This is a genomic window from Corticimicrobacter sp. (assembly GCF_040137905.1).
Classification (GTDB): domain Bacteria; phylum Pseudomonadota; class Gammaproteobacteria; order Burkholderiales; family Burkholderiaceae_B; genus Corticimicrobacter.
This window is the reverse complement of record NZ_JBEFDG010000041.1, coordinates 26252-40544: the sequence shown is the minus strand read 5'-3', so window position 1 is coordinate 40544 and position 14293 is coordinate 26252. Positions and strand designations below refer to the sequence as shown.

Here is a 14293-nt window from a genome sequence, read left to right as displayed (position 1 = left end):
CCACGCAGCGCCGGCCTGGCGGTGCAGCAACAAGCCTCCGTCAGGGGTGTAGTCCAGCATTTCGGACAGGCTGCCCGAGTGTGCCAGCTCTTTCAGGACAGCCCGGACATAGGGTTCCTGGAGTTGCAGGTTGGGCTTGACGATCGACAGGTCGATGGTGTCGCTGACCGGGGCGGCCGAAGGCGCGTCAGCGGTCACTGCCGGGGATGCCGGCGCTGGTTGCTGTGCAGATGCGGGGGCCTGATGGCTTTGCGTACGTCGCGGTTGCACGAATGTGCCGCGCCCCACCTCTCCTTCCACCAGGCCGCGACGCTGCGCCAGTTCGTAGGCGCGATTGACCGTCCCTGGCGTGACGCTCAGCGCGCCTGCCAGTTCCTTGAGCGTGGGCAGCCGGATGCCGGGCTGCAGCAGGCCGCCACGGATATCGTGTTCGAGGGCGGCTGCGATTTTCTCGTAGATCGCGCCCTGGTACTGGCTCAGATCGGGTGACCACACGGCGAAATGTCTCCTCGATGGTGGAGCGTCATGGCATGGACATGTCGAGCGCCCCGGATGGATACGCCCTAGTGTAATGGATCAGGGCAGGAAATTTTCTTGACCGATTAAATCGACTCAATTAATGTTATTAGGTTGATTGAATCGGTTTAATTGATTTTTGTCCTGAGCCTGCAGAAGGAGTACACCATGTTCGACGAACACCACGAACCACTGAGCCGCCTCGATCCCGTCATCTGGGATGTCATCCAGCGTGAAGCCCGGCGCCAGGAAGCCCATATCGAGTTGATCGCCTCGGAAAATCACGCCCATCCCGCCGTCATGGCGGCGGTCGGTTCCGTGCTGACCAACAAGTATGCCGAAGGCTATCCGGGGCGGCGTTATTACGGTGGCTGTGCCGTGGTGGATGAGGCGGAAAACCTGGCCATCGAACGGCTCAAGACCCTGTTTGGTGCCGAAGCCGCGAATGTGCAGCCCCATGCCGGTTCGCAGGCCAACCAGGCTGTGTTCTTCGCAATGCTCAAGCCGGGCGATACCATCCTCGGCATGCGTCTGGATGAAGGCGGGCACCTGACGCATGGCATGCCGCTGAATATCAGCGGCAAATGGTTCAACGTGGTCAGCTATGGGTTGGATGAGCAGGAACAAATCGACTATGACGAAATGGAGCGCGTGGCCCGGGAAACACGCCCGAAGCTGATCATCGCCGGCGCATCCGCCTATGCCCTGCGGATCGATTTCGAGCGCTTTGCCCGCGTGGCAAAAGAGGTGGGCGCCTGGTTCATGGTCGATATGGCGCATTATGCCGGCCTGATTGCCGGGGGCGTGTATCCCAATCCGGTACCACATGCAGACTTTGTCACGACGACCACACACAAGGGGCTGCGTGGTCCGCGCGGTGGCGCGATCCTGATGAAGGCAGAGCACGAACGGGCCATCAACTCGGCGATCTTTCCGGGGATACAGGGCGGCCCGCTGATGCATGTGATTGCCGGCAAGGCCGTGGCGTTCGGCCTGGCGCTGGAACCTGCATTCAGGGTCTACCAGCAGCAGGTCCTGGACAATGCCCGAGCCATGGCCGACACCCTTATCCAGCGTGGCCTGCGCATCGTTTCGGGGCGCACGGAAAGCCACCTGATGCTGATCGATCTGCGAGGCCAGGGGCTGACGGGCCAGGAGGCCGAGCGGCTGCTGGAGGACGTCGGGCTGACCTGCAACAAGAATACGGTGCCGCGTGATCCGCAGAAAGCGACGGTGAGCAGCGGTATCCGGCTTGGAACGCCGGCCATCACGACGCGGGGCTTTGGTGTCGAGGATGCGGTGCGGGTAGCGCATGCCATTGCCGACCGGCTGGCTGCGCCCGCCGATGCGCAGGTTCGTGAGCGTATCCGGGACGAAGTGGATGCGTTGTGCAGACGCTTCCCGGTATACGGCTGAGTCTTGCAGGATTCCGGCGTGTAAAAAAACGCCCCTGAAAAGGGGCGTTGTATATGCAGCAGGATGAAAGAGTCAGTCGCCGTACATCTTCTGGCGCATTTCGCGGCGTTCCTGCGCCTCGAGCGACAGCGTGGCGGTGGGGCGTGCCAGCAGACGGGGGACGCCGATGGGCTCGCCCGTTTCCTCACACCAGCCGTAATCGCCGGCATCGATGCTGGCGATGGCTTGCTGGACCTTTTTCAGCAGCTTGCGTTCGCGGTCGCGGGTACGCAGTTCCAGTGCGTGCTCTTCCTCGATCGTAGCGCGATCGGCGGGATCGGGCACGAACTGGGTGTCACGCAGGTTTTCTGTCGTGGCATCGGCATTGTTCAGAATGCCTTGTTCAAGCTGGCGCAGGCGATTCTTGAAGAAGGCCAGTTGAATCGCATTCATGTAGGCGGACTCAGGCATGGCCAGGAGTTCCTGCTCGGTAGGCAGGGAGATATCTTGCGTTTCCGCGCCGGCTTCTTTATCTTTTGCTGTCTTGGTAACCATGAGAAACACTCCTGTAGACGTCGAGTCGGGCCGAGGCTGTCAGCCTCTGGCCAAACACATTTCCAACCCCTTGGTAAATACGTCGCGGGGTAGTTTGCGGCCGATGAAGACCATCTTGGTGCCGCGTTGTTCCCGGGGACCCCAGGGCTGTCCTGGCTCGGCTCCGGTCATCATGTGGACACCCTGGAAAATCATGCGTCGCTTGACGCCTTTCAGATACAGGATGCCTTTGTAGCGAAGCAGATCGGGTCCGTAGACCTGCACGATGCCACCCAGGAATTCTTCCAGCTTGGCGGGATCGAACGGTTTGTCGGACTTGAAGACGAAGGCGCTGATTTCGTCGTCGTGCGCAGGATGCTGATGATGCTGGTGCTGGCAGCCTGCGCCGCAGCCATGGTGATCGTCGTCATCATCATGATCGTGATGATGATCGTGGCCGTGGTCGTGATTGTGATGCGCATGGCTGTGGTCATGCGCATCGGGATGCTGCTCGGCCAGGAAGGCGGGGTCGATCTCGATGATGTCATTGAGATTGAAGCCGCTGATATCGAGCACTTGCTTGAGATCGATCTCCCCGAAGTTCACCGGCGTGATGGCCGCGCGTGGATTCATGCGCATCAGGCGGGCGCGCAGGGCCTGGTAATCGAGGTCGTTGACCAGATCCTTCTTTGACACCAGGATGCGATCGGCAAAGCCGACCTGCTTCTGGGCCTCGGGCTGATCGTCGAGCGTCTGCATGCCATGCAGCGCATCGACCACGGTGATGACGGCGTCGAGCTTGTAGAACTCGGCGACCTCGTCATCCATGAAGAAGGTCTGGCACACCGGGCCGGGATTGGCCATGCCGGTGGTCTCGATGATGACGCGCTCGAACTTGACCTTGCCGGTCTCGCGCTGGCGGCGCAGGTCGCTGAGTGCCTCTACAAGGTCGCCCCGGATCGTGCAGCAGATGCAGCCATTGCTCATCTCGATGATCTGTTCGTCGCTGTGCTGCACGAGCAGGTCATTGTCGATGCTCTCGGGTCCGAATTCGTTTTCGATCACGGCGATGCGCTGGCCGTGATGTTCGGTCAGAATGCGCTTGAGCAGGGTGGTCTTGCCCGCGCCCAGGAATCCGGTCAGTACCGTGACGGGAATCATTTTTTCCGGGGAAGAATGTGCATTCATAATGAGGTCAGACCATCAAACCGAGTAAAAAGATAACGAGCGATTACATCACAGGCCGCTGTCATGATCAACCGTGTGAAAAAAGCGAACGCAGAGGCTGAAAAAACGATGTCGATGAGTACATCAATGTGTGTGTTTGCAAGCGGCTGGTTGGGCCTGCTGCCTGCAGGCCGGGCAGAGTGCACGGATTTCCATCTCATGGCCGCTCAGGGAAAAACCCGCCTGGGTCACGCGCTCGGCCAGTTGGCGACTCATGGCTGGATCGCTGATCTCGGCCACCGCACCACAATGGGTACAGACGATCAGCAGGTCATGCGGGTCGCCGTCGGCATCATGGCAGGCGATCCAGGCGTTGACGGCATCCAGCCTGTGCACGAGGCCGGCCTCGACCAGGAAGTCGAGCGCACGATAGACCGTGGGTGGCGCAGATCCCGGATGTACGCTGCGCATGGTGTCGAGCAGCTCATAGGCTTTGAGGCTGCGGCCATGACGCAATAGCAACTCGAGTACCTTGCGGCGGATCGGCGTGAGCTTGAGTCCCTGCCGCAGGCAGAGCGCTTCGGCGGTCTGCAGGCGAGCCTGGATGGTGGCGTCGTCGGGCGTGCCGCTGGCGGCGGCCGGTGCTGTCGTCATGGTGGCACCCCCTATGGTGACTGGCAATCGATAGGCCGGAATAATGAATAGGCCAGAAAAAGCAAAGACTTGGACATTAGCAGAAAAATGCCTGGCACGGCAAATCATCGTGATATGATATAACATTAAAAGATCAACGACACATCATGGCAAAGTGCTTGGCACTTATGCCTGTCCAGTTATCGCCATGCCGACCCTTCCAGAACGCCCTCCCTGCCACGCCGATGCACACGACCATGCGCATACGCACTGCAAGCCCGACCCCTATCGCTCGGCCTTCCTGGCTTCGGCGGCAGGACGCCTGCCCTGGGCCCTGGCGGTCAGCGTAGTCATCTGGGGCGCGCTGTACTGGGCGATGCAGGTCTGAGCCAATGAATTCTGCCTCCAACGCGGCGTCCGCAGCCGCCGTGCCGGCCATCGCGCTCGAAGATGCAGCGTTCGGCTGGCCGACCGGCATTGTGACCCGGGACGTGTCCGGAGCCTTCGAGCAAGGTTCCCTGACGGCCATCGTGGGGCCCAACGGCGCAGGCAAATCCACGTTGCTCAAGGGCATCATGGGCATGCTCAAGCCGGCCCATGGTCGGGTGGTGCGCTGTCCCGGTCCGGGCGGAGAAATCGCCTGGCTGCCGCAGGCCGCCGACCTCGATCGCCAGTTTCCGATCACGGTCTATGACCTGGTGGCCATGGGAGCCTGGCGCCAGGTCGGCCCCTGGGGGGCCTTGCGGGGCCGCCACCTGCGTTTGGTGGACGAGGCCTTGCAGGCGGTGGGCCTGACCCACTGTACGCATTGGCTGATCGAGGCGCTGTCGGGCGGGCAGATGCAGCGCGCGCTGTTTGCACGGATGCTGCTGCAGGATGCGCCGGTTTTGCTGATGGACGAACCGTTTGCTGCCGTGGATAGCGAGACCATCGATGTGCTGATGACCCTGATCCGGCAGTGGCACGGCCAGGGGCGCACCATCATTGCCGTGCTGCATGATCTGGATCTGGTGCGCGAGCATTTCCCGCGTACGCTGCTGCTGGCGCGACGGCCGATCGCCTGGGGCGATACCGCCACCGTACTGAGTGACGACAATCTGAGGCTGGCGCGCAAATCCTGCGATGCCGCGTTCTGGGGCTGAACATGGCGCTGGTGGATATCCTCTTTTCTCCCTTTATCGAGTTCAGCTTCATGCGCCGGGCCCTGGCGGGTGCCAGTGCGCTGGCCCTGAGTTCGGCACCGCTGGGCGTTTTCCTGGTGCTGCGCCGCATGAGCCTGGTGGGCGATGCCATGGCGCATGCGATCCTGCCGGGGGTGGCGGCCGGTTTCCTGGTGGCCGGCCTGTCGCTGACGGCCATGATGTTGGGCGGGCTGGTGACTGGCCTGGCCGTGGCGCTGCTGGCCGGGCTGGTGTCGCGGGTCACGCCGTTGCGCGAGGATGCCAGCTTTGCCGCGTTCTACCTGATTTCACTGGGGCTGGGGGTGTTGCTGGTGTCGTTGCGGGGCTCCAACATGGATCTGCTGCATGTGCTGTTCGGCACGGTGCTGGGCCTTGACGACAGCGCGCTTATCCTGATGGCGGCCTGCGCCACGCTGACCCTGCTGACGCTGTCGGTGATCTATCGGTTGCTGATCGCCGAGTGCCTGGACCCGGGCTTCCTGCGTGCCATTGGCGGCAACGGTCCGGCGGTACACATGGTGTTCCTGGTGCTGGTGGTGGCCAACCTGGTGGCCGGTTTCCAGGTGCTGGGCACGTTGATGGCGGTCGGCCTGATGATGTTGCCGGCAGCCACGGCGCGCTTCTGGGTGCGCACCGTCGGACGGCAGATCGTGGTGGCCGGGCTGTGGGGCGTGGCCTCCAGCGTGTTCGGCCTGCTGCTTTCCTATCACTTCGATGTGCCGGCGTCGCCGGCCATCATCCTGGTCGCGGGCAGCGGTTATCTGGCATCGATCTTTTTCGGTACCTACGGTGGTGTCTGTCGACGCACGCGTTATGCCCTGGGGCAGAACGCGCCGGCGGATAGCCGGCAGGTGCCATAGCGTGTATCGGTATTCGATCATGAGACAGGAGAAGGCAATGAGTCAGGATGAGTCGCGGGCAGGCAGTCGTGAGCAACGTACGTTGCGCAGGTATTCACTGAAGGCGCTGGCCGGAGCCGTGGTGGTGGCGCTGTGCCCGGCAGGAGCAGCCTGGGCGGCAGATGCGCCCTTGAAGGTGGTGGCCAGTTTTTCCATCCTGGGCGATCTGGTGCGTGAAGTGGGCGGGGATCATGTCGAACTGACGACGCTGGTCGGCCCCGATGGCGATGCCCATGTCTACGAACCGACACCCGCCAATGTCAGGAGCCTGAGCCAGGCGCAGATCCTGTTCGTCAATGGCCTGAATTTCGAGTCCTGGATGCCGCGCCTGGTGAAGTCGTCCGGTTATGCGGGGCCGGTGATCGAAGCCAGCAAGGGCATCCATCCACGCACCTTCGGTGCAGAGGATGACGCGGTCGGGCAGGCCCACGATGCGGACCATGGTCATGATGCGCAGCATGGACATGAGCACGCGCCGGCAGCAGCGGCCGCCCATGATCACGAGCATGCCCATGCCGAGGATCATCATGAGCACGATCATGATCATGAGGCTCACGAGCACGAACATGAGGCTCATGCGCATGATCACGATCATGGCGCAGCGTCGGACGGTCATGCACACGAGCATGCCCATGCTCATACGCACGAGCACGGCGCAGCCGACCCGCACGCATGGCAAAACCTGGGCAATGCCGAGGTCTATGTCAACAATATCGCAACGGGTCTGGCGCAGGTTGATCCCGCCCATGCAGACGAATACCGGCGCAATGCCGACAGCTATATTCTGCGCCTGAAGGCGCTGGATGCCCGTCTCAAGGAAGCGTTTGCCGCGATTCCGTCCGGACGCCGCACGCTGGTGACTTCCCACGAATCGTTTGGCTACCTGGGCGATGCCTATGGGTTGAAGATCCTGGCACCTGCCGGCGTCTCCACGGATGCCGAACCTTCTGCCGCCACGGTGGCGGCGATCATTCGCCAGCTCAGGGAGGCAGGCGTGCAGGCCGTTTTCATGGAAAATATCAGCAACCCGCGTTTGGTCGAGCAGATATCGCGTGAAACCGGTGCCCGAGTCGGTGGAACCCTCTATTCCGATGCCTTGTCCAAGCCGGGTCAGCCTGCCGCGACCTACCTGGACATGTACGAATGGAATACCCGTCAGATTCTCGACGCATTGCACCCCTGAAACGCCTGGCTGCTGCCGTGGCATTGACACTGGCCCCGATTTGCGGAGCCCAGGCCCATCCGCATATGTGGATCAATGCCACGGTGGATTTCCGATTCGATGAGCAGGGCCGTCTGGCCGCGCTCGAAGAACACTGGGATTTTGACGAGATGTTTTCGTCCTATGCGCTGATGGGCGTGACCAAGCAGAAGGGGGGCGGCTATGCCGACAAGACATTGCAGGAGATGGTCGGTCCCTGGATGGAGGCGCTCGGTGATCCCATTTCTCACTATTTCACGCGTGTCAGTCTGATGGACCGCGAGCTGCCGACTGTTGCACCTACCGAATATTCGGGCCGCTGGGTTGCCGACAGCAGCCAGCTCGGGCTGACCTTCACGCTGCCGTTGGTGCAGCCGCTGGCACTGGCACCGGGGCAGACACTGGAAGTGTCCATCCAGGATCCGACGTTTTTCGTGGCATACGATTTCACCGGCGAAAACCCTGTGACGGGCGCACCGCCGCCGCCTTCCTTCAAACCGTTCCGGCTGGTGAATGCGCCGGCGGGTTGTGGGGTCCGCTATGTGCCGCCCAGGGAACTGGACTGGCAGACCATGGCCCGCCTGGCCGAGATCCCCGAGGATGCCGATCCTGAAAGCATGCCCGCCGACCTGCTCGAAGCCGCAGGCCAATTGCAGCACAGGTTGCTGTTGACATGCGGCTGAGGGCAATCCACGGCAGGCAAGGCTGGGGCGGATCAGGGTGGCCTGGCCTGTTGGTGGGGATGGTCATGGTATTGCTGCTGTTGGGGGTGTCATCGGCCTGGGCGCAGGGGCATCCTTTCGCGGTCGGCGTGCCAGCACCGCCGCCTGCGCCGGACGGCTGGCTGGGCCGGTTTGCCGCGTGGGTGTCGGAATGGCAGAGTCTCTTCTACCGCCAGTTGACCGGTGCTGTCCGCAGTTGGCAGGGGGGCGGGCAGGGCTGGTGGCTGGTCGGGCTGTCTTTCGCCTATGGCGTTTTCCATGCACTCGGACCCGGGCACGGCAAGGCGGTGTTGGCTTCCTACGTGCTGGCGAATCGGGAAACGGTACGCAATGGTGCAGTGCTGGCCATGCTGTCGGCGCTTTTGCAGGCGCTGGTCGCCGTATTGCTGATCGGTGGACTGGGCTGGCTGCTGGGCTGGCATGGGGCGGCGGTGACGCGTGCCGCCACCCAGATGGAAATCGTGGCCTATGCAATGGTGACCGGATTGGGAGCCTGGATGTTGTGGCGACAGGTCGGGCAATGGCGCGCGGCCAGGCGGCAGCCTGTCGGGCTGTTTGGTACGGCGACCTTGCGGAGTGACACCGCCGGTCGGGATGGCAAGGGGGGCTACATGCGCTTGCGCTATGCCGGCGTGCGTGGTGACGCAGGCTGTGACTGTGGTCGTGGTCATCTTCCGGCACCCTCTCTGGTTTCGGGGCGGCTGGACTGGCACAAGGCCTGGGCAGCGCTGCTCTCGATGGGGCTGCGGCCCTGCAGTGGTGCCTTGATCGTGCTGGCGTTTGCCATGGCGCAGGATTTTTTTCTGGCTGGCGTCGTGGCTGCGCTGGCCATGGGCGTGGGGACCGGGCTGACCATGTCGCTGCTGGCGGCGGGAGCATTGTCGGTCGAGCGGTTGACACTGCGTTTGCCATTGCAGGCACGGCAGACGCAGTGGTTGCGCCGGCTGATTGCCGTGTGCGCGGCCCTTATGGTGCTGCTGCTCGGACTGGGCCTGCTGGCGGGGGCACTGGCCGCGTATCGCTGAATGGTGTGGCAGGCGGTTGTTGCGAAGGATCATGGCCGAGCCGTTGCGGTTTTTCGTTGCCGCTTCTTCGTGATGGTTATGAAATGTTATATCATTGCTTTTTTGTGGAATTTTCCAGACAAGCAGAGAGACATTCGCATGACGCTTTCACGATCCCCGCTGTCGCTGGCCCTGCTGGCAGCACTGACACAGTCCATCCCCGCACAGGCCCAGCAGGTGGCAGATGCGGGTGTCGCCGCATTGCCCGGCATTACCGTATCGGCCAGTCCCCTGGCGCGCAGTGCCGAGGATTCGGTTGTCCCGGTGACGATCCTGGAAGGCGATGCACTGGTGCAGCGCCGTCGTGGGACGCTGGGCGAACTGCTCGATGGCCAGCCCGGCGTGCATGTCGATACGTTCGGCGGCGGTGCCAGCCGCCCGGTGATCCGCGGGCAGACCGCACCGCGCGTCAAGGTGCTGAGCGATGGTTCTGAAATCATGGATGCCTCGGCGGTATCGCCCGATCATGTGGTGACCGTCGATACCCTGCTGGCGGAGCGGATCGAGATCCTGCGTGGGCCTTCTGCCCTGCTGTATGGCGGTGGGGCCATTGGTGGCGTGGTCAACGTGCTGGACAACAAGATTCCCACAGCCATGCCGGAACGCGGCATTGAAGGCTCCCTGGAGCTGCAGGGAGCGACGGCGGCTCGTGAACGGGCCGGCGCATTTTCGGTGACGGGCGGGACGGGGCGCGTGGTTTTCCATGCCGAAGGTGCACGCAGCAAATCGGATGACTACCGTGTCGGGCATTGGGACGAGAAACGGGTCAAGGATTCGAATGCCGACACCACCACCGGCAGCCTGGGCATGACTTTCCTGGGCGACAGCGGTTATCTCGGCGCGGCCTATTCCTACCGGGAAGAGGACTATGGCCTGCCTGGCCACAGCCATGAATACGAGGATTGCCATCCGCACGGCCAGCACCTGCACTGCGGCGGTCATGATCATGGGCACGGACATGATCACGACCATGACCACGATCATGGCGGTGGTCATTCAGCGACGGCGCATTTGCGCAGCGAACGCTTCGATATCCGTGGCGAATGGCGTGATCCGATGGCGGGTGTTGAAAAGATCCGGCTGCGTGCCGGCTATACCGATTATCGTCACGATGAACGCGACGGCGACGAAAAGACGACGGTTTTCACCAACCGGGGCCACGATACCCGCCTGGAATTGCAGCACCGGCCCCTGTATGGCTGGCGTGGGGTGCTGGGCGTGCAGACGGCGCGCTCGGAGTTTGAGTCAAGCGGACTGGAAAATTTCATGCCGCGCACACGGACGACCAATACAGGGATTTTTCTGGTCGAGGAATACCCGCTGGGTGACTGGCGCTTCGAGCTGGGGGCGCGCCATGAATGGCAGCGCGTGACGCCTGACAACAGCCAGTCGGCGTCCGATCTGCGTGCCGTGTCGTGGTCGGCTGCTGCCGTATGGGATTTTGCACCGGCCTATGCGGCGACGCTGTCGTTCACGCAGTCGCAGCGCCTGCCCAATGCCCAGGAGCTGTATGCCAGGGGCGTGCATCTGGCGACCAACACCTACGAACTGGGCGATGCCAACCTGGGCAAGGAAACCACCCGTGGCGTGGATCTGGGAATACGCAAGCACGAGGGCGACCTGCAGTTCGGCATCAATGTATTCCACAGTCGCACGAAGAACTACATCTATGCCAATACACTCGACCAGCATGAGGATTTCCGCCTGATCAAGTACACCCAGCACGATGCCGAGTTCACCGGTGCCGAGGCCAACGTCTCGTACCGTTTCTCGCCGCTGCTCAAGACCACGCTGTTCGGTGACTACGTACGCGGCAAGCTGCGCGAAGGGGCGGGCAACCTGCCGCGCATTCCTGCCGCCCGGCTGGGCCTGCGGGCGGATACCAGCTGGCAGCAATGGCGCGCCTATGCCGAGTACTACCGTGTCTTCAGCCAGAACCGGATCGCCGACTTCGAAAGCGAGACGCCGGGCTACAACATGGTCAATGCCGGGGTTGCTTACCTGGGCCGCTCGGGAGCGACCGACTGGCAGGTCTACCTGCGTGGCACCAACCTGCTGAACCGGCTGGCCTACAATCATGCCTCCTTCATTTCGCGTGCCGCGCCGGTACAGGGCCGTAGCCTGATCGCCGGTGTCCGGTTCGACTTCTGAGCGCAGACGGTGAGCATTCCTCTCAAGCAAGGCAATACGTTGTTCGACATCGTGGCGATCCTGCAGGGTGACGTGCCCTGGGGGCGTTTCCTGGATGCAGGCACCGGGCGTGGGTCGCTGTCCTGGCTGCTGAAGCAGGATACCGAGGCCTGGACGGCGGTGACGGGGGCCAGCGGTATGGCAGACAGTGTCAGGCCGCTGGTCGAGGGCCGCATGCGGCCACAAGACCGGATCCTGACCGGTAACTGGATGGACGAGGGGCTGCTGGAAGGCGAGTGCTACGACACGGTGCTGGCAGATTACCTGGTGGGGGCCATCGATGGTTTCGCGCCCTACTGGCAGGACCGGATATTCGGTCGCCTGCGTCCGCTGGTGGGGCAAAGGCTGTACGTGATCGGCCTGGAACCCTATGTGCCTTATTTTCCCGAGAGTGCGGCTGGCCGCATGGTCTGCGAGATCGGCCGGTTGCGCGATGCCTGCCTGCTGCTGGCGGGGGAGCGGCCCTATCGAGAATATCCGGCGGACTGGGTCGTGCGCCATTTACAGCAGGCAGGTTTCCGGGTGCTGGATATGCAGCGCTACGGCATCCGCTACGGTGCCCGTTTTATCGACAGCCAGCTGGATATGTGCGACCAGCGCCTGGCCCGGCTGCGTGACCGGTCGCTGGCGGTGTCATTGTCCACGCATGTGGCCGAGCTGCGCCAGCGGGCACGCGCCCTGGCCGATGCCGAGGGGGGCCTGCGGCATGGCCATGACTATGTGATCGCGGCCGAGCCGGTGTCGGCAGCGGCAGGCTGATGGGCGCGTGGTGATGCCGTGTCGAATGTCAGGGTGAAGGCGGTGCCGCGCTGATCCCTGATCGGGGAGTGAGCTTCCAGTTGCCATCCCTGCAGGGCACAGGTCTGCTTGGCAATCGCCAGGCCGATGCCGCTGTCGCCGAACGAGGACTGGGCGGGGGCGTCCTTGCGCCGCTGGCTGAAGTAGCGATCGAAGATATGGGGCAGTTCGGCGGTCGGGATGCCGGGGCCGTCATCGGTAAAGGACAGCCCGCCCTGCAGCGCCCGGATGGACAGGGTGGCCGGTGCGGCATGGCGGATGGCATTGCGCACGATATTGCGGACCACCGTCAGCAGGGCGTGTGGGTTGACCGTGGCATGACAGGCCGGATCAACCTCGATGTGCAGGGCCAGTCCCTGGCGGGCAGCCTCTTCTGACAGGCTCGACAGGGCATCATGGATGATGGTCTGCAGGCTGATGGTTTCGCGTTGCCCATCGTCTGACTGCGACAGGCTGTAGGTGCTGGTGAGTGCGTCGTTGAGCTCATCCACGCAGCGGATGATGCGATCCAGCCGATGCTGGCGTGCCGAGCTGTCCAGCGGCAGCCGGCGCAGCAGTTCGGCATCGCTGCGGATGATCGACAGGGGGGTGCGGACTTCGTGCTGGAAGTTGGCGGCGAACTCTTTCTGGTCGGCGATGGTACGCTCGATCCGGTCCTGCATGCGGTTGAAGGCTTCAGTCAGGCGGCCGCGCTCGTCGCTGCGGGCGTCCTGCTTGCGTGGCCGCCCCGGTGCCCAGCGCGCCAGCAGGTCGGTCACTTCCTGTAGCGGCTGTACCACCCACTGGGCCAGTTTCCATGCCGTGGCGTAGGAGGCCAGGATGAAGAACAGCGCGATCAGCAGCAGCGACAGTCCGAACTCGCGTGTCAGTGCCTCGGTTTCCACGGCGTCGTACATGACGTAGAAGCGGCCATCGCGGGCGTCGACGATCTTGATGTGCAGGGTGCTGTGCTCGCCATCGATATAGTGCATGCCATTGGGCAGGGTGCGCAGGAAATCCGGCATGTCCGGTGCGCGGACCCGGTCGCTTTCGCCCCAGGCATACAGGTGTGGGCCGAACTGCCGCACGAAAGGGACATCCCAGGTCGGGCTGACACTGGCAATGCGCGATACCAGCCGGTCGGCCTCCGTTTTCAGCAGCGAATCGATGACGCGGCTTTCCATGCGCTGGTGGGTATAGAACGCGGTCAGGGACACCAGCCCGACCGCGAACATGATCAGCACGGTCAATGCCAGGATGACGCGGGTAGCCAGTGACGGGCGCATGTGTGTCAGGCCTCGGGCTGGCGCAGGGGCGGCACGGTCATTTTCCAGCCGCTGCCGCTGAGGGTTTCCAGACCCTCGAAGCCGTGGGCGGCCAGGGTCTTGCGCAACACATGCATGTGGCTGCGCAGGGCGTCGGAGGCCGGTGTTTCATCGGGCCACAGGATCTGTTCCAGTTCGGTGCGGGAGACGATGCGTCCCGGCTGACGCATCAGCGCCTCCAGGATCTGCAGGCTTTTGCGGGGGAGCCGGAGTTCGGTGTCGTCCAGGCAGACCTGCTGCGTGGCCAGGGCGTAGGTCAGGCGACCGCAGCGCAGGATGGGATCAGCCTGGCTGGCACTGCTGCGTCGCAGCAGTGCATGTAGCCGCAACGAGATTTCCTCGAGCGAAAAAGGTTTCGTCTGATAGTCGTCTGCCCCCAGGTTGAAGCCGATGCGCTTGTCTTCGATTTCCTGACGTGCCGTCAGGATGAGCACCGGTGTGGACAGTCCAAGCTCGGTACGCAGATGGCGCAGCACGGTCCAGCCATCGACGCGGGGCAGGCCGATGTCGAGCACGATCAGGTCGAAGCGCTGGTGGTCGATGGCTTCGATCGCCATGCAGCCGTCGTAGGCGATGTCGGGCACGAAGCCGTCTGCTTCCAGCGAAGAGAACAGGTTCTCGGCCAGTGCGGCGTCGTCTTCGACGATCAGGACGGTAGGAGCATTGCGGGGCGGCAAGACCAACCTCTA

15 protein-coding genes are annotated in these 14293 nt (G+C 62.9%); 9 read left to right on the top strand and 6 right to left on the bottom strand.

What is annotated here, in order from left to right; all coding sequences use genetic code 11:
- On the bottom strand, window positions 1–495 hold a 495-nt coding region (locus ABN482_RS06930; protein WP_349503299.1), incomplete at its 3' end, for a GntR family transcriptional regulator.
- Between the two features lie 189 nt (window positions 496–684).
- Between ABN482_RS06930 and glyA the strand changes: the two genes are divergently transcribed.
- Window positions 685–1932 carry a serine hydroxymethyltransferase gene (gene glyA / locus ABN482_RS06925; protein WP_349503298.1) on the top strand — a complete coding sequence of 416 codons (1248 nt, stop codon included), beginning with the start codon at window positions 685–687 and terminating at the stop codon, window positions 1930–1932.
- A gap of 72 nt (window positions 1933–2004) precedes the next feature.
- Here the strand turns inward: glyA and dksA are convergent, their stop codons facing one another.
- The 3 genes from dksA to ABN482_RS06910 form a co-directional block, all read right to left on the bottom strand.
- Window positions 2005–2466, bottom strand: coding sequence for an RNA polymerase-binding protein DksA (dksA, locus tag ABN482_RS06920; RefSeq protein ID WP_349503297.1), 462 nt, complete (start codon window positions 2464–2466; stop codon window positions 2005–2007).
- 39 nt (window positions 2467–2505) lie between these two features.
- Entirely contained in the window at window positions 2506–3633 is a 1128-nt protein-coding gene (locus ABN482_RS06915) for a CobW family GTP-binding protein (protein ID WP_349503296.1), read from the bottom strand.
- Window positions 3634–3756: 123 nt separating this feature from the next.
- Window positions 3757–4266: a Fur family transcriptional regulator gene (locus ABN482_RS06910; protein WP_349503295.1), complete on the bottom strand. Its 510-nt coding sequence runs from the start codon at window positions 4264–4266 to the stop codon at window positions 3757–3759.
- 187 nt (window positions 4267–4453) lie between these two features.
- On the opposite strand from ABN482_RS06910, the gene ABN482_RS06905 reads away from it, so the two are divergent.
- From ABN482_RS06905 to ABN482_RS06870, 8 genes are all read left to right on the top strand, one after another.
- Window positions 4454–4633 (top strand): hypothetical protein, encoded by a 180-nt coding sequence (locus ABN482_RS06905; RefSeq protein WP_109062706.1) that lies wholly within the window; start codon window positions 4454–4456, stop codon window positions 4631–4633.
- A 4-nt stretch (window positions 4634–4637) separates the two neighbouring features.
- Window positions 4638–5387, top strand: a complete 750-nt coding sequence (locus ABN482_RS06900; RefSeq protein ID WP_349503294.1) for a metal ABC transporter ATP-binding protein — start codon at window positions 4638–4640, stop codon at window positions 5385–5387.
- A 2-nt stretch (window positions 5388–5389) separates the two neighbouring features.
- Window positions 5390–6286, top strand: a complete 897-nt coding sequence (locus ABN482_RS06895) for a metal ABC transporter permease (RefSeq protein ID WP_349503293.1) — start codon at window positions 5390–5392, stop codon at window positions 6284–6286.
- Window positions 6287–6323: 37 nt separating this feature from the next.
- Complete coding sequence (locus tag ABN482_RS06890; protein WP_349503292.1) at window positions 6324–7508, top strand: metal ABC transporter substrate-binding protein; 1185 nt, start codon at window positions 6324–6326, stop codon at window positions 7506–7508.
- Window positions 7469–8209, top strand: coding sequence for a DUF1007 family protein (locus ABN482_RS06885; protein WP_349503291.1), 741 nt, complete (start codon window positions 7469–7471; stop codon window positions 8207–8209). Before ABN482_RS06890 ends, ABN482_RS06885 begins: the two co-directional genes overlap by 40 nt.
- Before the next feature lie 59 nt (window positions 8210–8268).
- Window positions 8269–9273 (top strand): nickel/cobalt transporter, encoded by a 1005-nt coding sequence (locus ABN482_RS06880; protein ID WP_502877257.1) that lies wholly within the window; start codon window positions 8269–8271, stop codon window positions 9271–9273.
- 78 nt (window positions 9274–9351) lie between these two features.
- Entirely contained in the window at window positions 9352–11463 is a 2112-nt protein-coding gene (locus ABN482_RS06875) for a TonB-dependent receptor domain-containing protein (RefSeq protein WP_502877256.1), read from the top strand.
- 9 nt (window positions 11464–11472) lie between these two features.
- Window positions 11473–12261: a class I SAM-dependent methyltransferase gene (locus tag ABN482_RS06870; RefSeq protein WP_349503288.1), complete on the top strand. Its 789-nt coding sequence runs from the start codon at window positions 11473–11475 to the stop codon at window positions 12259–12261.
- On the opposite strand, the gene ABN482_RS06865 is transcribed toward ABN482_RS06870, so the two are convergent.
- Together ABN482_RS06865 and ABN482_RS06860 are read right to left on the bottom strand one after the other, a co-directional pair.
- On the bottom strand, window positions 12219–13565 hold the full coding sequence (locus ABN482_RS06865; RefSeq protein WP_349503287.1) for a sensor histidine kinase: 1347 nt from the start codon (window positions 13563–13565) through the stop codon (window positions 12219–12221). The two genes, ABN482_RS06870 and ABN482_RS06865, sit on opposite strands and share 43 nt — an antisense overlap.
- 5 nt (window positions 13566–13570) lie before the next feature.
- A complete protein-coding gene (locus ABN482_RS06860; protein ID WP_349503286.1) occupies window positions 13571–14281 on the bottom strand; it encodes a response regulator transcription factor in 711 nt (236 codons plus the stop codon).
- Window positions 14282–14293 lie beyond the last annotated feature (12 nt).